This window comes from Mesorhizobium sp. B2-3-2 (genome assembly GCF_006442295.1).
Lineage (GTDB): Bacteria > Pseudomonadota > Alphaproteobacteria > Rhizobiales > Rhizobiaceae > Mesorhizobium.
This window is the reverse complement of record NZ_VFWA01000002.1, coordinates 388456-412846: the sequence shown is the minus strand read 5'-3', so window position 1 is coordinate 412846 and position 24391 is coordinate 388456. Positions and strand designations below refer to the sequence as shown.

The 24391-nt window shown below is 62.3% G+C and carries 27 protein-coding genes; 15 read left to right on the top strand and 12 right to left on the bottom strand.

Annotated elements, in window-relative coordinates; all coding sequences use genetic code 11:
* Nucleotides 1–110 precede the first annotated feature (110 nt).
* The 6 genes from FJ964_RS07215 (at nt 111) to FJ964_RS07195 (ending at nt 6607) form a co-directional block, all read left to right on the top strand.
* Nucleotides 111–2579: a membrane-bound PQQ-dependent dehydrogenase, glucose/quinate/shikimate family gene (locus FJ964_RS07215; protein WP_140549743.1), complete on the top strand. Its 2469-nt coding sequence runs from the start codon at nt 111–113 to the stop codon at nt 2577–2579.
* A 144-nt stretch (nt 2580–2723) separates the two neighbouring features.
* Complete coding sequence (locus FJ964_RS07210) at nt 2724–2876, top strand: peptide ABC transporter permease (protein WP_140549742.1); 153 nt, start codon at nt 2724–2726, stop codon at nt 2874–2876.
* Nucleotides 2877–2993: 117 nt separating this feature from the next.
* Nucleotides 2994–4160, top strand: a complete 1167-nt coding sequence (locus FJ964_RS07205) for an HlyD family secretion protein (RefSeq protein ID WP_140549741.1) — start codon at nt 2994–2996, stop codon at nt 4158–4160.
* Nucleotides 4157–5755, top strand: coding sequence for a DHA2 family efflux MFS transporter permease subunit (locus FJ964_RS07200; protein WP_140549740.1), 1599 nt, complete (start codon nt 4157–4159; stop codon nt 5753–5755). Before FJ964_RS07205 ends, FJ964_RS07200 begins: the two co-directional genes overlap by 4 nt.
* Before the next feature lie 101 nt (nt 5756–5856).
* Nucleotides 5857–6021 carry a hypothetical protein gene (locus FJ964_RS30930; RefSeq protein ID WP_181169370.1) on the top strand — a complete coding sequence of 55 codons (165 nt, stop codon included), beginning with the start codon at nt 5857–5859 and terminating at the stop codon, nt 6019–6021.
* Nucleotides 6022–6163: 142 nt separating this feature from the next.
* The gene (locus FJ964_RS07195) at nt 6164–6607 is read left to right on the top strand and encodes a PPC domain-containing DNA-binding protein (RefSeq protein ID WP_140549739.1); all 444 of its coding nucleotides are present in this window, start codon (nt 6164–6166) and stop codon (nt 6605–6607) included.
* Between the two features lie 19 nt (nt 6608–6626).
* Here FJ964_RS07195 and FJ964_RS07190 read toward each other — a convergent pair whose 3' ends face one another.
* Nucleotides 6627–7235 (bottom strand): cysteine hydrolase, encoded by a 609-nt coding sequence (locus tag FJ964_RS07190; protein ID WP_140549738.1) that lies wholly within the window; start codon nt 7233–7235, stop codon nt 6627–6629.
* A gap of 236 nt (nt 7236–7471) precedes the next feature.
* Between FJ964_RS07190 and FJ964_RS07185 the strand changes: the two genes are divergently transcribed.
* Genes FJ964_RS07185 through FJ964_RS07175 form a run of 3 tightly spaced genes read left to right on the top strand, consistent with a single transcriptional unit; the run spans nt 7472 to nt 9322 of the window.
* Nucleotides 7472–7888 (top strand): GFA family protein, encoded by a 417-nt coding sequence (locus FJ964_RS07185; protein ID WP_140549737.1) that lies wholly within the window; start codon nt 7472–7474, stop codon nt 7886–7888.
* Nucleotides 7840–8892 (top strand): ATP-dependent DNA ligase, encoded by a 1053-nt coding sequence (locus FJ964_RS07180; RefSeq protein WP_140550005.1) that lies wholly within the window; start codon nt 7840–7842, stop codon nt 8890–8892. Before FJ964_RS07185 ends, FJ964_RS07180 begins: the two co-directional genes overlap by 49 nt.
* A gap of 13 nt (nt 8893–8905) precedes the next feature.
* On the top strand, nt 8906–9322 hold the full coding sequence (locus FJ964_RS07175; RefSeq protein ID WP_140549736.1) for an HD domain-containing protein: 417 nt from the start codon (nt 8906–8908) through the stop codon (nt 9320–9322).
* A gap of 25 nt (nt 9323–9347) precedes the next feature.
* Here the strand turns inward: FJ964_RS07175 and FJ964_RS07170 are convergent, their stop codons facing one another.
* On the bottom strand, nt 9348–9959 hold the full coding sequence (locus FJ964_RS07170) for a DUF427 domain-containing protein (RefSeq protein ID WP_318023190.1): 612 nt from the start codon (nt 9957–9959) through the stop codon (nt 9348–9350).
* An 87-nt stretch (nt 9960–10046) separates the two neighbouring features.
* On the opposite strand from FJ964_RS07170, the gene FJ964_RS07165 reads away from it, so the two are divergent.
* A complete protein-coding gene (locus tag FJ964_RS07165; RefSeq protein WP_140549735.1) occupies nt 10047–10328 on the top strand; it encodes a hypothetical protein in 282 nt (93 codons plus the stop codon).
* 82 nt (nt 10329–10410) lie between these two features.
* Here the strand turns inward: FJ964_RS07165 and FJ964_RS07160 are convergent, their stop codons facing one another.
* Nucleotides 10411–11028: an NAD(P)H-dependent oxidoreductase gene (locus tag FJ964_RS07160; RefSeq protein WP_140549734.1), complete on the bottom strand. Its 618-nt coding sequence runs from the start codon at nt 11026–11028 to the stop codon at nt 10411–10413.
* 156 nt (nt 11029–11184) lie between these two features.
* On the opposite strand from FJ964_RS07160, the gene FJ964_RS07155 reads away from it, so the two are divergent.
* From FJ964_RS07155 to FJ964_RS07145, 3 genes are all read left to right on the top strand, one after another.
* The gene (locus FJ964_RS07155) at nt 11185–11886 is read left to right on the top strand and encodes an MgtC/SapB family protein (RefSeq protein ID WP_140549733.1); all 702 of its coding nucleotides are present in this window, start codon (nt 11185–11187) and stop codon (nt 11884–11886) included.
* 179 nt (nt 11887–12065) lie between these two features.
* Nucleotides 12066–12452 carry a hypothetical protein gene (locus FJ964_RS07150; RefSeq protein WP_140549732.1) on the top strand — a complete coding sequence of 129 codons (387 nt, stop codon included), beginning with the start codon at nt 12066–12068 and terminating at the stop codon, nt 12450–12452.
* A gap of 77 nt (nt 12453–12529) precedes the next feature.
* Nucleotides 12530–13720, top strand: coding sequence for an NADH-quinone oxidoreductase subunit D (locus FJ964_RS07145; RefSeq protein ID WP_140549731.1), 1191 nt, complete (start codon nt 12530–12532; stop codon nt 13718–13720).
* A gap of 55 nt (nt 13721–13775) precedes the next feature.
* Here FJ964_RS07145 and FJ964_RS07140 read toward each other — a convergent pair whose 3' ends face one another.
* Nucleotides 13776–14213 (bottom strand): CBS domain-containing protein, encoded by a 438-nt coding sequence (locus FJ964_RS07140; protein ID WP_140549730.1) that lies wholly within the window; start codon nt 14211–14213, stop codon nt 13776–13778.
* Between the two features lie 123 nt (nt 14214–14336).
* Nucleotides 14337–14510, bottom strand: a complete 174-nt coding sequence (locus tag FJ964_RS07135) for a hypothetical protein (RefSeq protein WP_140496150.1) — start codon at nt 14508–14510, stop codon at nt 14337–14339.
* Between the two features lie 162 nt (nt 14511–14672).
* Here FJ964_RS07135 and FJ964_RS07130 point away from each other — a divergent pair, with 162 nt between their 5' ends.
* Nucleotides 14673–14858, top strand: a complete 186-nt coding sequence (locus FJ964_RS07130; RefSeq protein ID WP_140549729.1) for a hypothetical protein — start codon at nt 14673–14675, stop codon at nt 14856–14858.
* Between the two features lie 24 nt (nt 14859–14882).
* Here the strand turns inward: FJ964_RS07130 and FJ964_RS07125 are convergent, their stop codons facing one another.
* Together FJ964_RS07125 and FJ964_RS07120 are read right to left on the bottom strand one after the other, a co-directional pair.
* On the bottom strand, nt 14883–15632 hold the full coding sequence (locus tag FJ964_RS07125; protein ID WP_140549728.1) for a metallophosphoesterase: 750 nt from the start codon (nt 15630–15632) through the stop codon (nt 14883–14885).
* Nucleotides 15625–16434, bottom strand: a complete 810-nt coding sequence (locus FJ964_RS07120) for a nucleotidyltransferase family protein (RefSeq protein ID WP_140549727.1) — start codon at nt 16432–16434, stop codon at nt 15625–15627. Before FJ964_RS07120 ends, FJ964_RS07125 begins: the two co-directional genes overlap by 8 nt.
* 269 nt (nt 16435–16703) lie before the next feature.
* Here FJ964_RS07120 and FJ964_RS07115 point away from each other — a divergent pair, with 269 nt between their 5' ends.
* A complete protein-coding gene (locus FJ964_RS07115) occupies nt 16704–18407 on the top strand; it encodes an HAD family hydrolase (RefSeq protein ID WP_140549726.1) in 1704 nt (567 codons plus the stop codon).
* 88 nt (nt 18408–18495) lie between these two features.
* On the opposite strand, the gene FJ964_RS07110 is transcribed toward FJ964_RS07115, so the two are convergent.
* The 5 genes from FJ964_RS07110 to FJ964_RS07090 all read right to left on the bottom strand — a co-directional run bounded on the left by FJ964_RS07110 (nt 18496) and on the right by FJ964_RS07090 (nt 24361).
* A complete protein-coding gene (locus FJ964_RS07110; RefSeq protein WP_140496155.1) occupies nt 18496–18693 on the bottom strand; it encodes a hypothetical protein in 198 nt (65 codons plus the stop codon).
* Nucleotides 18694–18866: 173 nt separating this feature from the next.
* Nucleotides 18867–20213 (bottom strand): sorbosone dehydrogenase family protein, encoded by a 1347-nt coding sequence (locus tag FJ964_RS07105; RefSeq protein WP_140549725.1) that lies wholly within the window; start codon nt 20211–20213, stop codon nt 18867–18869.
* Complete coding sequence (locus tag FJ964_RS07100) at nt 20200–20658, bottom strand: DUF2231 domain-containing protein (RefSeq protein ID WP_140549724.1); 459 nt, start codon at nt 20656–20658, stop codon at nt 20200–20202. The genes FJ964_RS07105 and FJ964_RS07100 overlap by 14 nt, the downstream gene beginning before the upstream one ends.
* 106 nt (nt 20659–20764) lie before the next feature.
* Nucleotides 20765–21946, bottom strand: coding sequence for an acetate/propionate family kinase (locus FJ964_RS07095; protein ID WP_140549723.1), 1182 nt, complete (start codon nt 21944–21946; stop codon nt 20765–20767).
* Nucleotides 21947–21973: 27 nt separating this feature from the next.
* Nucleotides 21974–24361: a phosphoketolase family protein gene (locus FJ964_RS07090; protein ID WP_140550003.1), complete on the bottom strand. Its 2388-nt coding sequence runs from the start codon at nt 24359–24361 to the stop codon at nt 21974–21976.
* Nucleotides 24362–24391 lie beyond the last annotated feature (30 nt).

The window sequence follows — 24391 nt, the reverse complement described above, 5'->3', positions numbered from 1 at the left end:
CTCACAAAATGGTGAGTTGGGAGCGCCCTCGAAAACCGCGACCGATCGCAACCATGCGAGACGGCCAGCGTTCGAAACAATCATGAGCCTGTCGTAATGGAAATGCTGTCATGACTTCTGCCAATCCGAATCTCGCCGGCAGGCGTCGCTCCGGCGTCGCCTTCTGGTGGACCATGTTCGTGGGTGTGCTGCTGGCAACACTTGGTTTGCTGATTGGCGCAGGCGGCGCCTGGCTCGTCGCGCTGGGCGGCTCCTGGTACTATTTGCCCACCGGGGTGGCTCTCCTGGCGGCGGGGGTTTTGCTTTTGAGCGGCAATGCCGCCGGAGTCTGGCTCTACGTCCTGACCTGGATCGCGACGCTCGCCTGGGCTTATTGGGAAGTCGGCATGGACGGCTGGGGGTTGATGCCCCGTGTACTCGCGCCCACGGTCATCCTGATCTTCGTTCTTTTGACCTTGCCCGCCTTCCGCGCCGGGCGCGCGAAACGGGTTCGCGACCGCGGCTGCGCGACCGCATCCGTTGCCCTTTTCATTGTTGGCTGCGCGATCGGGCTTCAGCATTTCACGCCCTCGGCACAATCCCAGGAGGCATCCCCGGTTGCCCCGGTCACGCCACCGGCCGCAGGAAGCGCATCTGGTCAGGTTCCGGTCAGCCCTCAGCCCGATGTCGCGATACACCAGGCTGGACCGAATTGGCCCGTCTATGGCGGCTCGGAACTTGCCACCCGCTATTCGCCTCTCAAACAGATCACCGCCGACAACGTCGCGAAGCTGACCAAAGTTTGGGATTTCCACACGGGCGATATGCCTAGCAAGGCGGCGACCGACAAATACTCCGCGGAAAACACCCCCCTCGAAGTGGACGGGCACCTGTTTGCATGTTCGGCCAAGGGCATCGTCATCTCGGCCAATGCGGCAACCGGCAGGGAGGAGTGGCGCTATGATCCGAAGGTGTCCGACGCCGCCATCCCATACGGCGCCAGTTGCCGGGGCGTCGCCTACTACGCCGTTCCGGGCGCAAGCGCCGATCGACCATGCGCAACACGCATCCTGTGGGGCACGCTCGATGCGAGGCTGATTGCCATCGACGCCAGGACCGGGAAGGCATGTGGCGATTTCGGCCAGCAGGGCGTCGTCGATCTCACCCAGGGGCTCGGCAAAACCGTGCCCGGCTGGTATTCGGTGACGGCGCCTCCGACCATCGTGCGCGGCATTGCCGTGCTTGGCGCTCAGGTGCAGGACGGCCAGGCCGAGGATGCCCCGTCAGGCGTCGTGCGCGGCTATGACGTGATGTCGGGGAGACTAGTCTGGGCTTGGGACATGGGCCATCCGGACCGCACCGGCGCACCGCCCCAGGGCGATACCTACACGCGCGGCACGCCCAACATGTGGACCGTAGCCGCCGCCGATCCGCAGCTCGGCTATGTCTTCCTGCCGCTCGGCAACGCCGCCGTCGACTATTATGGTGTCGATCGCAAGGACTTCGAAAACCAATACAACTCCTCAATCGTCGCCGTCGATGTCACGACGGGCAAGCCGGTCTGGCATTTTCAGACCGTCCATCACGACCTTTGGGACTACGACCTCGGTTCGCAGCCGACGCTCGTCGATTTTCCGTCAGCCAATGGAAAGGTTCCCGCAATCATCGTGCCCAGCAAGCAGGGCCAGATCTACGTGCTCGACCGCAAGACCGGAAAATCGCTGTTCCCCGTCGAGGAACGGCCGGTGCCGTCGGGCGGCGTCGAACCAGAGAAATTGTCCAGGACGCAGCCCTATTCCGGCTATGCGCATCTCGACCAGCCTGTGCTGACCGAGAAGGACATGTGGGGCATGAGTCCGCTCGACCAGCTCTACTGCCGCATCCAGTTCCGGCAGGCTTCCTACCAAGGCGAATATACGCCCCCGACGGTGGACAAGCCGTTCATCGAATATCCCGGCTACAATGGTGGCTCCGACTGGGGAAGTGTCGCCGTCGATACCGATGCCGGCATCCTGGTCGCCAATTACAACGACATGCCCAACTACAATCAGTTGATACCGCGCCAGAAGGCGGACCAGATCGGCTTCAGGTCGATCGAACAGGGTGGCGCTTCGAAAAGAGCCAAGGACATGGGTGACCCGCAGATGGGATCGCCCTACGCCATTGCCGTCAACGCGGGCTGGCGCCTCTCGACGGGGCTGCTTTGTTCCGAGCCGCCTTATGGCCATATCCGGGCCATCGAGCTGAAGACGGGCAAGACGCTCTGGGACAAGCCGCTTGGCGAGGCGGTCGAGAATGGCCCCTGGCGCATCCCATCCATGTTGCCGTTGGATATTGGCACGCCCAACAATGGCGGGCCGCTCGTGACCGCCGGCGGCCTGATCTTCATCGCGGCGGCGACGGACGACAAGCTGCGCGCCATCGATATCAGGACCGGCAAGGTGGTCTGGCAGACGGACCTGCCGGCCGGCGGTCAGACCACCCCGATGACCTATGAGGTCGGCGGGCGGCAATATGTCGTCATCGCGCCCGGCGGTCATCATTTCATGGAGACGAAGGTCGGCGACGACGTGATCGCTTATGCGTTGCCGGCGGACTGATCGCGCCTGAACCGGACTGGCTTGCGCTTTTCGGCTGGTAAAGCGTGATCCCGGCCGCCGGCCCGGCGATTTGTGGGGAACCTTGCCGGGATGAGCAGGTTTTAGCTGCCTGAGACACTCCAAATTCGTCGGAAGGAGCAACTCATGAGCAACGATCCCGACAAGGAGGGGCCTGTCTTTTCCGCAGAGGATGCGCGGCAAGGCGAGATTATCCTGCGAACGCGAACGCGCCGTATCATCTTCATTGCGGGACTTGTCGGCATCGTCCTGGTGATGGTGCTGCTGCGCTTCGCTTAGCGCGGGCGGCCACAAACACTCGATCTGAAACAGGAACTTTCTCGGACGCGGATCCGTTGATTTACGTCCTTCCAGTACGCGGCTTTTGCCGCACCAACCCTACCGCGGACCGCTAACGTGGACACGAACTCTCCAGACGTCGCACCAGTCGACGAAAGACCTCAAACAAAGCGGCGCCCCGATTCACGACCGAAGGGCGCCTCGTCGCGCCCACAAGCAAAACAGGACTCCGATGCTTCCTCCGGGAAAAAAGAGGGCCTGTTCGGCTCACTCAGGCGGCACCCCTACGTCACCGCGGCGGTCATCCTTGTTCTGCTGCTGGCGGCGGCCGCAGTGATCATCTGGTGGCTCCAGGCGCGACAGTATGAATGGACCGATGACGCCTTCATCGACGCCCGCACCGTAACCATAGGCGCCGAAATCGCCGGCCGCATCACCGATGTGGCGGTAACCGACAACCAGAGCGTAAAGGCCGGCGACGTCCTGCTGCGCATCGACGACAGGGATTATCAGGCATCCCTCAAGCAGGCTCAGGCGCAGGTGGCGCAGGCCGACGCCGAAACCGCCGACATTGCAGCCCAGATCGAAGCGCAGCAGGCCAAGGTGGACCAGGCCGAAAAGCAGGTGTCGCAAGGCCGGGCAGCGCTTGATTTCGCCAAGGCCGAAAATCAGCGCAACAGCGAATTGCTCGCCAAGGGAACCGGAACGCTGCAGCAGGCGCAACAGGCTGCCTCGACGCTTCGCCAGGCCCAGGCGACGCTCGACAGTTCGCAGGCGAACGTCGTGGCCGCCCGGAGACAAGTCGCCGTCCTTGAGGCTCAGCGCAAGAGCGCCGCGGCAAAACTCGACCAGGCCCATGCCAGCGAAGAGCAGGCCCGCACCGCGCTTTCCCGTACCGCGATCACCGCTCCGGTGGCCGGACGGGCGACGAACATATCCGCCGCCGTGGGCGCATATGCCCAACCGGGGCAAGTGCTGATGATGTTCGTGCCCGAAGACGTGTGGGTGAAGGCCAACTTCAAGGAAACACAACTCGACCTAATGCGGCCTGGCCAGCCCGTCGAGATCAATATCGACGCCTATCCGGAGCAGACCTTCAGGGGCCACGTCGACAGCATCCAGGCCGGCAGTGGAACCGCCTTCAGCCTGTTGCCCGCGGAGAACGCGACCGGCAATTTCGTCAAGGTGGTGCAGCGCGTGCCCGTGAAGATCGTCTTCGACAAGAAGACCGGCCTGCTGCTCGGGCCCGGCATGTCCGTGGTGCCGACGGTCAAGGTGCGATGACCGGCCAGGCGACCGCGCAAGCCGGCGAAAGCCGGTCCGCCGCCGGCGGGCGCAATCCCTGGCTTATCGCCGTCGTCGTCTCCATCGCCACCTTCATGCTGGTGCTCGATACCTCCATTGCCAATGTGGCGCTGCGCAACATAGCGGGCAGCCTCGCGGCCGGAATGGACGAAAGCACCTGGATCATCACCACCTATCTGGTCGCCAATTCCGTCGTCATCCCGATCAGCGGCTGGCTCGCCGGCGTGATCGGTCGCAAACGCTATTACATGATCTGCGTCGCCACCTTCACGCTCGCCTCGCTGCTCTGCGGCCTGGCGCCGAACCTGGAAATGCTGATCCTGTTTCGCATCCTCCAGGGACTGGGCGGCGGTGGGATGGCGCCCAGCGAGCAGTCGATCCTCGCCGACACCTTCCCGCCCGAAAAACGCTCGCAGGCCTTTGCCCTCTACGGCATCGCCGTGATTGTGGCACCGACGGTCGGGCCGACCATCGGCGGCTGGCTGACCGATCATTTCTCCTGGCACTGGATCTTCTTCATCAACGTGCCGTTCGGCATCATGTCGTTGGCCCTTGTGCAATGGCTGCTGGTCGAACCCGACGTGCTGGAGCGCGAGCGGCAGGAGAGGCTGAAGGGTGGCCTGAAGATCGACTGGGTCGGCTTCATTTTCGTCGTGCTGGCGCTCGGATCCCTTGAGATCTTCCTTGACGAGGGCCAGCGCAATGACTGGTTTGCGTCGGGCTTCATCACGACATTCGCCGTGATCTCGGCCGTCTCTTTCCTTTTCCTGATCCCCTGGGAGTTTCGCCATCGCGATCCGATCGTCGACATGCGGCTGGTTTTCACCCGCCAGTTCGGCACATCCTTCCTGGTGATGTTGGCGGTCGGCGCGGTGCTGTTCAGCACCACGCAGATATTGCCGCAGCTCCAGCAGACCACCTTCGACTATACCGCGACGCTTTCGGGGCTTTCGATGATGCCCGGCGGCATCGCCATGCTGATGCTGATGCCGATTTCCGGCTTCGCCTCCGGCTTCGTGCAGCCGAAATACCTGATCATGATCGGCATGTCGGCGGTTGCCGTCGGGTTGTGGCATCTGACCTCACTGTCGCCGGATGCCGGTTTCAGCTATTTCACCTATGCCCGCATTTTCATCACGGTAGGGCTTCCCTTCCTGTTCATCCCCATTTCGACGGCCGCGTATGTCGGCCTACCGCCGCAAAAGACCAATCAGGCCTCGGCGCTGATCAATGTCGCACGCAATATCGGCGGCAGCGTCGGCGTATCGCTCTCCAACACCGTCGTGGCGCAGAACGCGCAGCTGCACCAATCCCATCTGATCGGAAACACGGCGCAGTCCTCGCCTGTCTATCAGCAGATGCTTCGGCGCATGACGGACTATTTCGTCGCTCAGGGCTCGCCCGCGGTCGAGGCGAAAGTCCAGGCGGTCGGCTGGATTGGCCAGACGATAGGCCGGCAGGCGACGCTTCTGGCTTACGTGGACTTGTTTCGCTACTCGGCGATCGCGACCGCCCTTCTCGTGCCGCTCGCACTTTTGCTGCGCTCCCCGAAGTCGAGTTCCTCCGCGAAATAGCTTCTGCCGAGGCAGGCGCTCCCTCGAGCAGGGCAGTTTCATGGAACCGGGCGGCCCTTGTCTGGTTACGTCCCATGACACGGAAAAAAGGAGACAGACCGATGGCCAAGGAAAAGATCCGGCCACAGGACGAAGATCGCGAAGCCGTGCATCTGGCCGAAACGACCGACGTTTCGCCCAAGCAGGCGAAAGATCTCATCCGCAAGCACAACAACGACAGGAAAGAGGTGAAAAAGGAAGCCAAGAACTTCAAGGCTGAGGGGTAGGCGTTCGGATATTAGCCGGTCGCTTCGACGTCACAAGCCTGCCGCAATATGGAACAAGGACGCGAACGGTTCGTTCAAATAAGTGGGCCGGCCTGAAAATTCACCGCCAAGGTTTCTGCGCCTTGGCTACAGGACAACGGCAATGAAATCGAAACTGGTTTCGAAAGTCGCGGGACAGAGGACCTTCGTGGTGGTGCTGGAGCCTGGCGAGGAGGCGATTGGCGCGCTCACTGCCTTTGCCAGCGAAGAACAGATCGACGGCGCATCGCTGACGGCACTCGGCGCGTTCGAGCGAGCAGCCGTCGGCTGGTTCGACTTCGAGGCAAAGGACTATCGCAAGATACCGGTCAACGAACAGTGCGAGGTTCTCAGCGCGATCGGCGATATTGCCGTGGGCGATGAGGGCAAGCCCAGCCTTCACTTGCATGCCGTGCTCGGACTGAGCGACGGAGCGACGCGGGGCGGACATCTGCTGGGCGGCGTCGTGCGACCGACGCTGGAGGTCACACTGGTCGAGTCCCCCACTCATCTGCGCCGCAGGAGACACGCCGATCTCGGCATCGCCTTGATCGACCTGAGCGCCTGACCTGGACATTGCTTCGAGATCAGGTCCAGTTGGAAAGAACCGTCTCCATCTCGACCGTTTCGACCTGCTGCGCGAACCGCTGATGATAGACGGTCATCAGCGCGTCGTGTGTTGCATCCGAAGAGCTGCACAAGGCATCCGTCACCAGAACCACGCGGTAGCCGATATCGATCGCGCCAAGCACCGTCGCCAGAACGCAGACGTCGGTCTCGCCGCCCGTGATAACCAGAGTGTCGATCCGGCGAGATGAAAGCAGCGCGTGCAAACGGCCTTCGGGCCACGGTGAATAGATGTGCTTGTCGACGACGATCGCCGGCGGGCAGCATGCCGACAGCGGCGGCAGGAGTTCGATCATCTCCTCGCCGATCCTGTCGATGGTCATCGATGCCCAGCGTTCATAGTACCGCTTCCAGGTGCCGGCGCCCTGCCCCGGGCTTCGCGCCGGAAGGAAGCGCGTAAAGATCGTTTGTGAAGGATATCTTTCGGCAAGGCTGACGATCCGGGGAAGGACACGGGTGATCCAGGGTGTCGCCCATTCCGACGGCTCGGCGAACAGCCGCTGCATGTCGACACACAGATGAGCGCAATGATCCCCCAAGGGCCCATATGCCAGGCCCGGAGCCGACATCAACAGCGGCCCGCTTTATCGTGTCCGGCGTCGAGCCGGCAGAAGGCGGCCCGGGACGGATACCCGAACGCACATGCCAGCCGGATACGGGTTCCGTTCAAGTCGACATCCTTACGCTGGTCCCCGGTTTCTGGAGTACCGACCAAACGCGAGGCAACGAAACTCGTTCCCTCGGGCTTTCGGAAACCACATCATCGGTGGAACGTTGACCAGCATCGAGGTTCGAGAGATCGGCAATGGTCGCGCTGCAAGAAATGAGAGAACGAACCGGGGGATGCCTGTGCGGCAATGTCCGCTATCGCACCATCTCCAAGCCGCGCGCTCACTATTGCCACTGCGACATGTGCCGACGCTCGACTGGCAGCGCGTTTGCAGTCCTGGCCTGGGTCCCTTCAGCCAGCTTGCAATGGCTTTCCAACCAGCCTTTCTGCCGCCGGTCATCGCCCATCGCACAAAGAAGTTTCTGCCGCGACTGCGGATCGCCCATCGCGTTGGCCTATGATGCATCGCCGGATGAAATCGCCCTGCATGTCGGAACCTTCGATCATCCCGCCGATCTTGAGCCACAATACAACTACGGATCCGCGCAACGGCTCGGATGGACATGCTGCGGTGTGGACCTGCCGCACCACGACGCCGAAGAGCGGTGGTAGAGGCCGTGGCCGCTGCTTTTCCGCTGCCTTTGGATACCCGCCCCATGGAGGCCAAGGCGGCCGACGCGCTGCCGGGCGACGGTCTCTGGCAGTATGAGCCGAAGTGGGACGGATTCCGCTGCCTGGCCTTCAAAGGCGCCGCAAGCGTCGATCTCAGGGCCAAGTCCGGCAAGCCGCTTGGCCGGTATTTTCCGGAAATAACGACACTGTTGCGCGATCTCGATACAAAGTCTTTCGTTGTCGACGGCGAGATCGTCATCGAAGTGAATGGCGATCCCTCCTTCGAGGCCTTGCAGATGCGGCTTCACCCTGCTGAAAGCAGGATTCGCATGCTGAGCGCGCAGACCCCGGCCCATCTCGTCCTGTTCGACATTCTCGCCGATCCGGATGGCGGGATCATGCTCGACAAGAGCTTGACGGAACGACGGGCCGCGATCGAGCGCTTCGTCACGGGGTCGGGCGTTTCCTCGTTGCGGTTGTCGCCGCGCACCACCGACGTGACCACCGCCAGACGCTGGCTGGGCGAGGCCGGCCACGGCTCCACCGATGGAGTTGTCGCCAAACTGCTGACGGACCCCTATCGGCCGGGCGAGCGCGCCATGATCAAGGTCAAGCGGCTGCGCACGGCGGACTGTGTCGTCGGCGGGTTCCGCTATCTTACGGGCAGCAGCCAGGTCGGATCCCTGCTGCTTGGACTCTATGACGACCACGGCAAGCTCGACCATGTCGGGTTTACGTCGACGATCGGCAAGGACGACAGGACGGAAATTACCGCGAAGCTCGAGAAACTGCGAGGCGGACCCGGCTTCACCGGCAAGGCTCCCGGTGGGCCGAGCCGCTGGAGCACCGAACGCAGCGGGGAATGGGAGCCCGTGCTGCCGGAGTTGGTTGTCGAAGTCCGTTTCGATCATGTCACCGGCAATCGGTTTCGCCATGGAACCAAACTGTTGCGATGGCGGCCGGATAAGGCGCCGCGGCAATGCCGCTTCGAACAGATCGAATGAAGGGAGGCTGGCAATGAGCATGCTCTACCGGGCGGCCAAGATTGCCGAGGACGCGCATCGATCGCAGACCGACAAGACCGGGCAACCCTATATCGAGCACTGCAGGCGCGTGGTCGACGCCGTCGAAACCCTTGACCAGAAGATCGTGGCTTATCTGCATGACGTCCTCGAAAAAGGGGAGGGCTGGACAAGGACGAGGCTGAAATCCGCAGGCTTTGGTCCCTCGATTGTCGCCGCGGTCGATGCACTGACGAAGAGGCGTGGCGAGAATGAAATCGCTTTCGTGCGCAGGGCTGCGTCAAATCTCCTGGCGCGACCGGTCAAGCGTGCCGATCTGGCCGACAACCTGTGGCAAGCGCGGCAGGCCGGGATTCCCATCGCGAAATTTGAAGAGGGCCTGCGCGTTCTCGACGAAGACGGCGCAGCGTGAAGGCGACCTGGGCCGCGGCGCCCTGCTATTCCACGATGTGAGGCGTATGGCGCTCGTCTTCAGCGGGATCGGCGTCTATGCGAGCCTTGCCGGGATCGAAGGCGGCGTGGCGAGCAAGCATCCGGACAGGCGCCTCCGGCTCTTCATACGCCCACATGAAATCATCCGCCGATCCGCCAACGGCATGCACGCGCCAATAGCTCGCAGTGCCTTTTGGCGATATCGAGGTGGTATCGGTTTTCTCGAGCAGGTCGAAATAGATATCCTGGAACGGGATGTAGAACACAGGATCCCTCCCCCTTTCCTGGACCTGCAGTGCATGTTCGGTGGAGGCGATGATGGCGTCGGAGAATCTGACGGTCACCGTTCCATGGAAAGGCTGAATATGGAGATTGTTTCCCGACGGTGATCGGGGCTCGGCTGAGGGGTTCATCTGAGTGTCTCTGAGGTTTCCAATCGGTACAGTTCGATCAAGGGCGGTCTCAAAGGCAAAACGAGGTAATACGGGATTGGTTGCGCGAATGCGGCGGCTGCCCCGCGATGCGGCATCCCAGGCCCGCGGCGAAACACCAACCTCTCCCACTGAGAGGAACAACGGGCCGGGTCGGCGGTTATCCGTTAGCCTTTCCGATTCCACGACCCATCAGGATAGCCGACGGCGGAAAGCGACGCACTGGCGACAAAGGGGCCACATGAGGCACCCCGTTCACATCGGAGACATGAGATGGAACCGCGCAAGAAGCAACGATCCGAACAACGGGACGAAACTGAAGCCCCGGCAATCCAGCAGGCGGACTGGGATGCAATCAAGGGCGGCAGGGTTCTTCCAGACAAGGTGTCCGACAATGTCGACGCCGTCGTCGACGTCGAGAAGGAAGGGGACCTGCCGGAAGAGGACGATGACAACGCCTACCAGAACAGCGACGAGGCGTTGCCCGACGACGAAGAGGAAGGTGCCATATCGCGCGATCTGGCCAGGCGAGGCGGGCCTTTTGACGAGACGTGACACAAGAGGACGCCAACCGGCAACCATCGAGTGGACGATGGTGTCAGGGCAACGGGCACTCCGTGCCGCCACGAAAATCTCTTCACTTTCTCACGCCGGGATACTGCCTTTCCTTCAGCACGGTAGCCAGATGGGCCGCATTCGAAGCCGTCATTTCGATCATCTCGACCACGGCTTCCGGCGTTCCGGGCAGGTCGACATAGTTGACGTCGCCCATAGCCTGCCCAACCCAATACACGCCGCCATTGGCAGGAATCGTGAAGCCGACGTCGTTTAGCGCCTGAAAGCACGCTGCATGGCAGGCATGGGCGCCGTCTTCATTGCCGACGATCGCCACGATCGCGATCTTGCCGGCGGCCGGCATCCGGCCTTGTTTGTCGGTCTCCGATAGAAACGCATCCATTCGTTCCAGGACGCGCTTGGCGACACTCGAAGGCTGGCCGAGCCAGATGGGCAAGCCCAGCACGAAGATGTCGGCCTCGAGGATCTTCCTGCGGAGCTGTGGCCATCCGTCTCCCTCGCCCATGTCCGACAGCACGCCGGGTTTGATCTCATGGTCAAGCGCGCGAACGATTTCGCCCCGAACCCCATGCGGCACCATCGCCGCCAGCAGATCCGCCAGCAGGCGGTCCGTGGACGATCTCTCGGCGTCGTCGGAGGCCTTCAAGGTGCAATTGAGCGCAAAGGCGGTGAGCGGCATGGAAAGATCTCCCGAGTGCGTTCTGTGCCAAACGCACCCGGTCGCCGTGGGTTGCCTGAAACCCGACAAGAAGCTTCGCCTTCCACCGTGGGAACCATCGAACGCTTCGCGGTGTTGGAGAACGAGCCCATTGCGTGAGTCGTCCCCGCTGTGACCATGCCGCTTCATCCAACCTTGACCGACCTCGCCCTGCGCCTGGCTCTTGCTTTTGTTGCCGGCGTGATCATCGGAATGAACAGGGAAGCCCGCGGCCACACCGCCGGGCTAAGAACCACCATCCTCGTCGGCCTGGCGGCCGCGATCGCGATGATGCAGGCCAATATCCTGCTCGAGGTGGGCGGCAAGGATGCGGATTCGTTCAGTGTGATGGACGTGCTGCGTTTTCCGCTGGGCGTGCTGACGGGCGTTGGCTTCATTGGCGGCGGAGCCATTCTCCGCCGCGGCGATTTCGTGACAGGTGTCACCACGGCCGCCACCTTGTGGGTCCTGACCGCAATCGGCCTCGCCTTCGGCGGCGGCCAACTGGCACTTGGCACAGCGGGGACGGTTTTGACGTTGATAACGCTTCAGGTGCTGAAGCAGGTCGATCTGTGGATCCCACGCACCCATCATGCGATCCTGGCGATCTCGTCGGCGAACGGCGTTCCGCCTGACCTCGATCCATTGGTTCAACCGCTGGGCTATCGCTGGCGCTTTCTCGGAATGCAGCACGACATCGAGCGCGGCCGTTTCATATTCTCCTTCGAGCTGAGCTGGAAACAGCCCGATGCGGCCAAGCCGTCCGTCGAGATACTGGCGCGGATCAGTCCGCGCTACGACATCGAACGGTTTGAGGCGACCAGCGACAAAGGCCCCTGACCATAGGCAGGCAGCGGAACCGGTTGCGTCTTGTCCCTGGCTCCGGATTCGACTGGAGCCGGAACAAATCCGGGCTTCGCGCTTTGAACACGCAACGCTGTTCGAGGCGATGGCTGCATTCGGCAGTTCCTGTCGCGCGGCATCCCGATCGATCCTCCTCGAACAAGGAAGGAAACATCATGAACAAGACGATCATCATCCTGGCGGCGTTCGCTTTGGCTTTGCCTGCCCATGCACAGTCCCAAAACGCGCCTCTTCCCCCAGCCGCACCGGCACCGGAAGCCGTGCCTGATCAGACCGGTCCCGACCAGGGCATCGCCGGACAGACATTCACCAACGTAGCCATCGTCGCATTGGCGGACTTACCCCCCGACCTCAAGGCCAAGGTCGAGACCGTGGTTGCCCAGACCAGCCAGGAAGACCTTCACGTCCTGCAGAGCTCGGTCAGCGCATCGCCGGAAGCCTCGTCGGTGCTGGCCGCGAATGGGCTTGATGCCTCCGAAGTCGTGGCGGCCAACATTGACGGCGACGGCACGCTGACGCTGATCATCCAGACCACGACCTGACGGCATGGGTCAGCACCCGATGCCGGGGCGGATATCCCAGCTCCGCAGCCAGGCGGCAAAGGTCGAAGGAGGGCGTCATGGCTGACGCGACGGTCCGCAATTTCACGATAAACTTCGGACCGCAGCACCCTGCGGCGCATGGCGTCCTGCGGCTGGTGCTCGAACTCGATGGTGAAGTCGTCGAACGCGTCGATCCGCATATCGGGCTACTCCACCGAGGCACGGAGAAGTTGATCGAGTACAAGAACTACCTGCAGGCCCTGCCCTATTTCGACAGGCTTGACTATGTGGCGCCCATGAATCAGGAGCACGCCTTCTGCCTGGCGGCGGAGAAACTGCTCCAGATCTCGGTTCCACAGCGCGGCCAGCTCATCCGCGTGCTGTATTGCGAGATCGGCCGGCTGCTGTCCCATCTGCTCAATGTCACCACGCAGGCGATGGATATCGGCGCCCTCACGCCGCCGCTGTGGGGTTTCGCCGAACGCGAGAAACTGATGGTGTTCTATGAACGCGCGTCGGGCGCCCGCATGCATGCCAACTATTTCAGGATCGGCGGCGTACATCAGGATCTTCCACCGGACCTGTTGGACGACATCTGGGATTTCTGCGATCCGTTCCTCAAGGTCTGCGACAATCTCGAAGAGCTGCTCACCGAAAACCGCATCTTCAAGCAACGCAATGTCGACGTCGGCGTCATCGGTCTCGACGATGCCTGGGCTTGGGGATTTTCCGGCGTAATGGTGCGGGGGTCGGGCGCGGCATGGGATTTGCGCAAGGCGCAGCCTTACGAATGCTACCCGCAGATGGATTTCGATATTCCCATCGGCAAGAACGGCGACTGCTATGACCGCTATCTCGTGCGAATGGAGGAGATGCGCCAGTCGGTCCGGATCATGAGGCAATGTCTTGACAAGCTGCGGTCGCCGCAAGGCCAGGGACCGGTGGCAATTCCCAACCGGAAGATCACGCCCCCGCGCCGCGCGGAGATGAAACGCTCCATGGAAGCGACCATTCACCATTTCAAACTTTACACGGAAGGCCATCACGTGCCCGAAGGCGAGGTCTATGCCGCCGTCGAGGCGCCGAAAGGCGAATTCGGCGTCTATCTGATTTCGAACGGGGGCAATGTTCCTTACCGGTGCAAGATTCGCGCGCCGTCCTTCGCGCACCTGCAGGCGATGGACTATCTGTCCCGGGGGCACATGATCGCCGACGTCTCCGCGATCATCGGCTCCCTCGACATCGTCTTTGGAGAGATCGATCGCTGAACATCCACCGCCGCCCGCGTTCCGCGGGCGGCGAACCTCGCCATGTCGGCGATAGTCAGTGCGCCGTCTGCGAATGCGCGCCGCCTGCCTGCGAGATGCCGTTCAGCGCTTCGCCGGCTCGGGCGGCCTCGCCATTCTTCGTGAGATCGCCAAGCGAGATGATGCCAACCAGCCGTTTTTCACGGTTGATCACCGGCAGCCGCCTAACCTGAAGGTCCCCCATCTGCTGGAGCACGTCTTCGATCTCCTCGTCGTCGTAACAGTACCTGATCTCGGCACTCATCACTTCGCGCACCCGGGTATCAGGCCCCCTGCCCTGGGCGACGCCACGGACGGCGATGTCGCGATCGGTAATCATTCCGACCAGTCGGTCGTCCTCGCCTACGGGCAGAGCCCCGGCATCGAGGCTGGCCATGGCGGCGGCGGCCTCCCGTAGGGTCTGGTCCGGACTGGCGACCTGAACGCCTTGCGTCATGCAGTTGCCAACTTTCATGATGTTCTCCTTTGCTTGATGCGCCCCTTGCCATAGTTGCAATGGAAACACGATGAAGGGACGATGGAGCTGGCACGAGACGTTCCATTGCCACCCGGGATCAGGATCTCACGCGTCGCACGGTCAGACGACGCGGCTCCCGGCATGCATCGGCGACTCTTCGTTCTCGTCGGGATTGGGCAAAGGCGTCTCGTCCGGAAGTTGCTCCGGATCCGGCTCCTCGATCGGTTCCGGCTTCCAGGTCGGCGCCGGCATCGGCACGTCGCGATTGGGATCTGGTTTTCCTGGGTTTGGCACGGGATCACCTCCCTTCATTCGGGACGCAACTCCTGGCCGGCGTCATTTGTTCCATGGAGGTGACGCGCTGTCGATCGCATCCGCGATCGACTTCAGCCGTGTCTTTCGGAACCGGACGGTTTTCCAATCCGTTCTCTCGACAATCGATCGAGGAGAAAGACGATGGCTGGTGACGAGAGAATTTCCGGCAGCAACTTGCCGCAGGTCGCGGTCGACAGTGAACAGGTCCGGCAACTGGCGGCAACAGCCGATCTGCCGTCGAATCAGGCACGCGAGCTCGTGCGCCGTCACGGCAACGATCCGCACAAGCTCGAAGAATTGGCCAAATCGATCAAAGCGGTAAGCTGATCGTCGGGACGGCGTCCCACTCCGTCAGATTTCAAGCAAGGCATATGGTCGGCCGGTCGGTTTGGAGACGTGCATGGCGACGTTGTAGACCCTCGCCCCGCCCGGCGTGCGGCCCTCATAGCTTCCCCGATGCGCATGGCCGTGGACGACAGCACTGACCTGGAACCGGTCGATCGTTTCCGCCAGCCGCGACGAGCCCAGAAACGGAAATATCTCCAAGGGCTCGCCGGCGATGGTCTCGACGATCGGAGCGTAGTGCAGAATGACAAGTGTGCGTTTTGCGCGAACCTGGCGCATCGCGTTCTCAAGCCGCATCGCCTCGCTGACGCTCTCGGCGACCATTGACTTGATGGCCGGCTCGCCGAAGGAGCCGAGCATGCGTGACCCAAACCCTCCGACGAACCCCTTCACGCCGACGAAGCCGACCTCCTCTATTTCCGTCGTCTGCCCGTCGAGGAGATGGACGCCCGCTTGACGTAGGATTTCCGCGACGTCCTCGACCGCTCCGGATTCATAATCGTGGTTGCCGAGCACGCCGACCACCGGGATGGAACAGGCGCGCAGGTCTTCGGCGAGGATCTCGGCCTCGCGGGGTTTGCCCAGATTGGTCAGATCGCCTGGAAGGACGAGGATATCGGCCTCGCGTGACATCTCGCTGAAGAGATCGCGATACGACGTCTGGACGTCCTCCTTCACATGCAGGTCGCCAACGGCTGCCACCTTGAGTGTAGTGTTGCTATCCATCGCCGCAGCGTTTTCGGCCCGTTCAGCCATCGCGAAATTCTCCTGTACCGCCGACGCCGGCAAAACCCCATTCCTTGACGTCGATTTCGTAGTCGGTTTGCGAAAGCAGGCGGCCGCGGCAGATCTTCATTCTGGGGGAAGGCAATTGACGTTGCTTGGCAAGACGGTCGAGCAGTTCGTCAAGCAGCCACGCGGGGATGCGGTCGCGCTCGCTCGGATAGATCCATCTGAAACTGAGAAGCTGCATCAGCAGCACTTCCCAGTGGACTTCCAGGTAGGACAGAAGCCTGTGCCAGTCGATCTGGTCCTGCGCCTTGAGGATCGTATGGGCGATGTCCGCGCCATCATGGCGCCCTCTGTCCTGGATGAAGCATTTGGACCATATGAGCTCGGTCGGGCTGATGATCCTCACCCGGCTTCCCAACAGTTCGGTTTGGCGGGCATGCTCCAGCCACTGGTCGCTTACCGGCACCGTTCCGTTCGCGGAGGCGAATATGATGTCGAAGAAATGCGTACCCTTGAAGACCTTTCCAAGCCATCGGTCGTCCTCGATCTCGACCGCGTAGCCGAGTTGTTTGAAATGAGCCAGGATGCGCGCGTAGTCGCCTGCCTTGCAGAAGATGTCGAGATCCTTCGTCTGACGAATGACGCCGGTGTAGGCGCTTACCGCATAGGTTCCGGCGACAAGGAAAGGAATGTCGGTGGCGGCGAGTTCGCGAATGGCCTCGGTATAGAACACCTCGGCCTCGGCGTTCTTGAGCGTCGGCGCGGCCTTTGCATCGATCGTGGGAAGGGATGCCGGAACAGTTCCCGGCAACGGATCGTTGGTCATGACACGCATGGCTCCCACACATCGGCAACCGATTGATCGCCCGCGTTGTTAACAGCGGGGACCTTGCCTGGTTCCGCCATCGTCGCGTCACGGCTGGGGAAAATCCGGTGGCGGCGGGCAAAATCACCCGCAGGACCTCGGGTTTCCGCATGTTGCGGGGACCGTTTCCTGCATTGGAACCAACGCCATCCGGCGCCGTTAGCCCGGACCAGCCGAAGCTGCCTTCGGGCGATCGGGGTGTCTGGTTTCAAGCGCAGACGATATCCAGGATGTATGTTCTTGCCCTAGCGACAGACTATGACGGCACGCTCGCCGAAGACGGGGCCGTCTCCGATGCGACCTATGCCGCGCTCGAACGGCTGAAGCAGACGGGCCGCAAGCTGATCATGGTGACCGGCCGCGAGCTTGCCGATCTCGAGCGGGTCTTTCCGGCACTCGATATCTTCGACAGGGTGGTCGCCGAAAACGGCGCGCTGCTCTATACGCCCGCTTCGAAGAAGGAACGGCTTTTGGCGCCGGCGCCCCCGGCTGAATTTGTCGACCGGCTGAAACGTCGCGGGGTCGCGCCGCTGTCGGTCGGACGCTGCGTCGTGGCCACCTGGGAACCACAGGAAGCCGCCGTGCTGGCGGAGATCAAGGAGCTTGGACTTGAGCTCGAGATCATCTTCAACAAGGGCGCGGTGATGGTGTTGCCAAGCGGGGTCAACAAGGCCACCGGCCTTGCCTGCGCGCTCGAGGAATTGGGGTTTTCCGCCCATAACGTCGTCGGCGTCGGCGATGCCGAGAACGACCATGCATTCCTGCGCGCCGTCGGCTTCGGCGTCGCCGTAGCCAACGCATTGCCGACCGTTAAGGAGACGGCGGATTTCGTCACAGCCAGCCCTCGAGGTGCCGGCGTGGTGGAACTGATCGAACAGCTCATATCGGGCGATGCCGGCTTCGTGGAGACGGCTCGCCAACACGTGGAGGTGGGAACCGACAGAGCGGGCGCGCAGGTGCACCTTTCACCGCATGGCGGCGGCGTGCTGCTGGCCGGCACGTCCGGTATCGGCAAATCCACGCTTGCCACCGCGTTGACCGAGCGCTTTGTCGAGAAGGGGTTTCAGTTTTGCGTTCTCGACCCCGAAGGCGACTACCAGGAACTCGAGAATGTGGTGGTGGTTGGCGACGCCAAGACCCCGCCGATCTCGCGTGAGGTCTTCGATCTTCTGTCCAAGCCAACCAACAATGTCGCTGTCAACATGCTGGGGCTGAAGACCGCCGAACGGCCTGGCAATTTTGCCAAGCTGCTGCCGGACATGGCCAGCATTCGCGCGCGCACCGGCCGACCGCATTGGCTGATCATCGATGAGGCGCATCATCTTTTGCCCCGGGCCCGCGACGGCGCGTCTTTCGCGCTGCCCAAGACCCTCCCCGCGACCATCCTGATCACCGTGCACCCCGATCTGGTTTCGCGCGACGTACTGGCTGGCGTCGAAACCGTTCTGGCGCTTGGACCGGAAGCCGACAAGATCGTCGGAAGCTTTTGTGCCACGCTCGGCATCGACGTTCCCGACGGCGCCGTGCCGCCTCCTAAGGACGAAGTCCTGTTCTGGAAACGATCGTCGGGCGAGCCGATCAGGACGGTCAAGGTCGAACGGCCCCGCCAGGTTCGCAAGCGGCACATGCGCAAATATGCCGAGGGCGACCTTGGCGACAACAGCTTCTATTTCCGGGGGCCGGACGGAGCGCTTAACCTGAAAGCGCAGAACCTGATGATGTTCCTTCACATCGCCGAAGGCATCGACGATCGCACCTGGGAACATCACCTGCGCGCCGGCGATTATTCGGAATGGTTCCGCAACAAGATCAAGGACGAGAACCTCGCCGACGAGGTGGCGGACATAGAAGCGGATACCGGCACGGATATGCAGGAGAGCCGCGCCGCCATCGCCGAAGCCATTGGCCGCCGTTACACTGCTCCCGCGGACTGATCTTGAACCTGGGCAGACATAGGCCCATCCCGATTCCTCGGGATGGGCCTTCTCACGTCATGAGAGGTCAGCGTCTGGCCGAAATCCTCTAGCGATTTTTGTGGCTCTGTTGGCCCGCTCTTACATGTTGTTCGTGCGAGCCGCCCCGCATGTTGGAGCCGTCGCCCTGTTGCCGCTCATTGTTGCCCGCGGCCTGTTGCTGCTGGCGGTTCTTGTTTTCCGTGTTCTTGTGGCTCTGCTGGCCCGCCTTCACATGTTGCTCGTGGCTACCACCTTGATTGGGCATGCTAATTCTCCTTCAGTCCAACTTCGAGACGACAGTTGTCTCCCCGGAAAATGCAGATTTCAGCACCGACGTTCCCTCACGTAATATTTCGTGACCATCCTGCCAAAGGGACGAAGGCGGACCGAGCTTGATGGCCGACCGGCGGGAGAGCGACATGCCTGACGCGGCAATCATTACCCCGAAGGTGTGACGCGCCACACTGTGTTTCCGACATCGTCCGCGATCAGCAGCGCTCCGGTTTTGTCGATGGCAACGCCGACCGGCCGACCACGCGCCTCCTCCTGGTCGTTAAGGAAACCTGTGACGACGTCTTGAGCCATGCCGCTCGGTCGGCCACCGCTGAATGGCACGAAGACGACTTTATAGCCATTCAACCCGGGACGGTCCCAACTGCCGTGCTCGCCGACAAAGGCGCCGCCCCGATATGTCTGCGGCAGGCTGGTTCCCGTGTAGAAAGCCATGCCCAACGGTGCCACATGCGAACTCAGCGCATAATCGGGAACGATCGCCTTGGCGACCAGATCCGGGCGCTGCGGCATTACTCGGGGATCGACATGCTGGCCGTAGTAGCTGTACGGCCAGCCGTAGAAGCCGCCGTCCTTCACCGATGTCATGTAGTCTGGAACCAGATTTGGCCCAAGTTCGTCGCGCTCGTTGACGACGGTCCAGAGTGCTCCCGTCTGCGGCTCGAAACTCAAGCCGTTCGGATTGCGCAATCCGCTGGCAAAAATGCGTGATCGCCCAGTGGCCCTGTCCACCTGCCAGATTGCGGCGCGGTCCTTTTCCGCGCCGATGCCGTTTTCGGTGATGTTGCTGTTCGAACCGACGCCGACATAGAGCAACGAACCGTCCGGACTGGCGACGAGGCTTTTGGTCCAATGATGATCGATCGGGCCGCCCGGCAATTCCGTCAACCTGACGCCGGGCGCGGTGATCTTGGTGTCGCCTGGCTTGTAGGGGTAGCGCATGATCGCGTCGGTGTTGGCAACGTAGAGGTCGTTTCCCACCAGGGCGACGCCGAAGGGCGAATTCAGGTGATCAAGGAACACATCCCGGACGTCAGGCACGCCGTCGCCATTGCTGTCACGCAGCAAGGTGATGCGGTTGCTTGGTCCCGTATCGCCGCCCGAGGTGACAAGCGATTCGATCAGGCCCATCACGATATCCTTCGGCCGGTTGGCTGGCGGTTCCGGCGGGGCCTTCGATTCGACGACCAGCACATCGCCGTTCGGCAGGATGTAGAGCGAGCGCGGATGCTGAAGCCCGGTGGCCAGCGCATGGATCTGAAGGCCCTGCGCTACCGTTGGCGTTTCATCCTTCTTCCAGCCGACCACGGATGCAAGATGCATCGGCGGGAACAGATATTGCTTTATCTCCGGCAAATTCGGGTTAGGGCCTATCTGAGTGCTTGGGTCGGCGGCATCGTCGCTGCAGCCCGCGGCGCCGAGCGTCGCAAAGCAAAGCAACACAAGCCCTGTACCATAAGCGCGTCGCTTGCCGGATCGATCAAACGGTTTCATCGGCCACTCCTACGTGGTGGCGGTAGACAAGGGCCCAGCCCAGCCAGCCGGTAAATATCAGGATGAGTACCACCAGCGCCGACAGGATCAGGCCTGTCGGCAGGACTGAGGTCCAGGCATCACGGGTATGTATGAGCATGTTGAAGAAGGAGAGTATGAGCGCCAGCGCATTGCCCAGCATGTGCAGCCACGCGGTTTTATGTGCGCGCACCCGGCGATCGCCCAGGAAGTCGGTGAGGCCGGCAATGGCGGCCAGCACGCCAACGATCACGCCGACCGTCAGCAGCCAGGCGGAGAAATTCGCCCACATCATCTCCGCCGTCCGCCAGTAGTTCAGGTCTGTCAGCAATGCGCCGACGAAGCAGGCGATGGGGATGGGCACGAGCATCGGATGGATGGGATGGCCGGCGATGCTGGCCGTGGAAGCCGGATTCTCCCTTGCCATGAGGAAGTCCTTCCATATCAACTCTTGGTTGGTCCATAAACAATCCCCAAGGCCGGAGGTTCCTGCCTGATGGTCCCGGCGGGTCGCCGCGGACCGAGTTCAGCGGTCAGATCGGCACGGTCGCCAGCACCTGGCGGGCGATGATCAATTCTTCGTTAGTGGCGATTGCGTAAACCTCGACCGCGCTGCCCTCGCCGGTGATCCGCCCTTTTCCCGACCGGTTCGCATGCGGGTCGAGCAACACGTCCAGCCATCGCAGGCGCTCGCAAACCGCTTCACGGATCTGCCAGGAATGCTCTCCGATCCCTCCCGTGAACACCAGCGCCTCGAAGCCCTGGAGCGTGGCTCCCACCGCCGCGATCTCGCGGGCGATCCGAAACGTGAAGAGATCGATTGCCTCTGCCGCACGAGGATCCTTGCTGCCAAGCAAGGTCCGCACATCTGCCGACACTCCCGAAACGCCGAGCAGGCCGGACTTGTGGTAGAGCAAGGTCTCCAACTCATTCACGGACATGCCGCGCGCCTGCTGAAGGTAGAGAAGCACGCCGGGGTCGATGGCGCCCGGCCGCGTGGCCATCATCAAGCCGTCAAGCGCGGTGAACCCCATGGTGGTGTCGAGACTTCTGCCTTCGCGCATGGCGCACAGGCTGCATCCGCTGCCGAGATGCGCGACCACGCAACGCTTGCCGAGGAGTCCGGGCGAAAGCGCCTGCAGCTGGCCGGCGACGAATTCGTAGGAAAGGCCGTGGAAGCCGTAACGGCGGATCCCGCTTTCCTCGAACTCGCGCGGAAGCGCATAGCGGTTGACGGGCGGCTCCAGCGTGCGGTGAAAGGCGGTGTCAAAGCAACCGATCTGGGGCAGGCCGGGCAGCAGTTTGGAGATCGCGCGAACCGGCGCTAGGCCGGCCGGCTGGTGGAGCGGCGCCATCGGTGTCAGCGCGTCGAGCGCCTCGACGATTTCGCCGGTCAGCACGACCGGAGCCGAAAACCGTTCGCCGCCATGGACGATGCGATGCCCGACCGCGCTCAGCGGAGCCTGCGCGAGATGCGGATCGAGGACATCGAACAAGTCCCGCAGGAGAACCTCTACGGCCGGGCGTGGGGGCTTGACGGAGGGTTTGACAATGGATTTGCCCGACGCGTCCTTGGCGGTGAGGCTTGGCCCGTCGTCCAGGTCTTCGAACGCGCCGCTCAGCCTGAGCACTGGCCCCTCTCTTGATCCGGCTTCGAACAGGCCGAACTTCAGGCTGGACGAGCCCGCATTGAGGGCGAGTATTGCGCCGGTCACGAGCGGCGCTCCCAGGCGGGCGCGGCCTCAATCATCCGCCGCGCCCGCACTGTCGCGCCAGACCCAGTTCCGGATCTCGGGCATGTCCTCGCCATGTTCGCGGACATAACGCGTGTGTTCGCTCAGGCCGTCGGCAAATCGGGCCCTCGCATCCGCTGCCCTGGCGCTCAGCCCCGGAACCCGCTCGATCGCCTCGATGGCAAGGTGGAAGCGGTCCAGTTCGTTTAGCACCGCCATGTCGAACGGGGTGGTCGTCGTGCCCTCCTCCTTGAAACCGCGCACGTGAAAATTCTCATGATTGGCCCGTTTATAGGTCAACCGGTGAATGAGATAGGGATAGCCGTGATAGGCAAAAACCACCGGCCTGCCGGTCGTGAACAGCCTGTCGAATTCCGCGTCCGCCAGGCCGTGTGGATGCTGCTCCTTGGGCTGCAGCGCCATCAGGTCCATCACATTGACGACCCGTATCGCGAGATCCGGTATCGCGCGGCGAAGAAGGTCGACAGCCGCGAGCGTCTCCAGCGTCGGCACGTCTCCCGCGCAGGCCATCACCACGTCGGGATCCTCTCCTCCACGCTCGGTCCCCGCCCAACCCCAGATCCCGATGCCGGCCTCGCAATGACGTATGGCGTCCTCCATCGGCAGCCACTGGGGAGCCGGCTGCTTGCCGGCAACGATCACGTTGACCCGATTGTAGGTTCGCAGGCAATGATCCGTGACCCAGAGCAGCGTATTGGCGTCCGGCGGGAAGTAGATGCGCACGATATCCGCCTTCTTGTTGGCGACGAGATCGACGAAGCCGGGATCCTGGTGGCTGAAGCCATTGTGGTCCTGCCTCCACACATGGGAGGTCAACAGATAGTTGAGCGACGCGATCGGCCGCCGCCAGGCAAGTTCACGCGAGACCTTCAGCCATTTGGCGTGCTGGTTGAACATGGAATCGACTATGTGAATAAACGCCTCATAGCATGAGAAGAGGCCGTGCCGGCCGGTCAGCAGGTATCCTTCCAGCCAGCCCTGGCAAAGATGTTCGCTCAGCACCTCCATGACGCGGCCGTCACGCGCCAGATGCTCGTCATAAGGCTCGATCCTTTCCATCCAGACGCGCTCGGTCGCGTCGAACACCGCATCCAGCCTGTTGGACGATGTTTCGTCCGGCCCCATGAGCCTGAAATTGCGGGCATCGGCATTCAGCCGTACGACCTCCTCGATGAATGCTCCCATGAGCTTCGTCGCCTCGGCCCTTGCGCCGCCGGGTTTCGGTACCGGCACCGCGAAGCGGCGGAAGTCCGGCAATCGCAATTCCTGCTTGAGCATCCCTCCATTGGCGTGCGGATTGCTGCCCATGCGCCGCTCGCCGGCCGGCGCCAGAGCCTGGAGCTCGTTCCGAAACCTGCCCGCTTCATCGAAAAGCGTCTCGGGCCGATAGCCGCGCATCCAACTTTCCAGAGCTGCGAGATGGCCTGCATCGTTTCGCGGATCGGTGATCGGCACCTGGTGCGCGCGCCAGAAACCTTCGACCATCTTGCCGTCCAGCTCCTTCGGGCCGGTCCAGCCCTTCGGGCTTCCCAGCACGATCATCGGCCAGCGAGGACGATGATCCACTCTGCCGGTCTCGCGCGCTCCCCTCTGGATTTCGCCAATGCGATCGAAGACCGTATCGAGTGTTTCGGCCATCAGCCGGTGCATCGCGGGCGGATCGTCGCCCTCGACGAAAAAAGGTTCATAGCCGTACCCGGCCAGAAGGCTTCGCAACTCCTGTGGGTCGATCCGCGCGAGCACCGTCGGGTTCGCGATCTTGTAGCCGTTGAGGTGAAGGATCGGCAGGACAGCGCCGTCATGGATTGGATTGAGGAACTTGTTCGAATGCCAGGAGGCTGCCAGCGCCCCCGTTTCCGCCTCGCCGTCGCCGATCACGCAAGCGACGACGAGCCCGGGATTGTCGAAAGCGGCGCCATAGGCATGAGCCAACGCATAGCCGAGTTCGCCGCCCTCGTGGATCGACCCCGGTGTTTCCGCGGCCGCATGGCTCGGGATGCCGCCCGGAAAGGAGAATTGGCGAAAGAGCTTGCGCAGCCCATCCTCGTCGCGACTGACCTCGGGATAGATTTCGGTGTAGGTCCCTTCGAGATAGGTATTGGCGACCATCCCCGGTCCGCCATGGCCTGGGCCACAGATGTAGATCACGTCGGCATCCCGCTGCCGGATGATGCGGTTGAGATGGGCGTAGATGAAGTTCAGGCCGGGCGTGGTGCCCCAGTGGCCAAGCAGGCGAGGCTTGATATGCTCCGGCCGCAACGGCTCTCTCAGCAGCGGATTGTCGATCAGGTAGATCTGTCCGACCGACAGAAAATTCGCCGCCCGCCAGTAACGGTCGATAAAATCGAGCTCTCCTTGTTCAGGCTGGCTACGCATTGCCCCCACGAGTTTCTCCTTGGCAAAGCT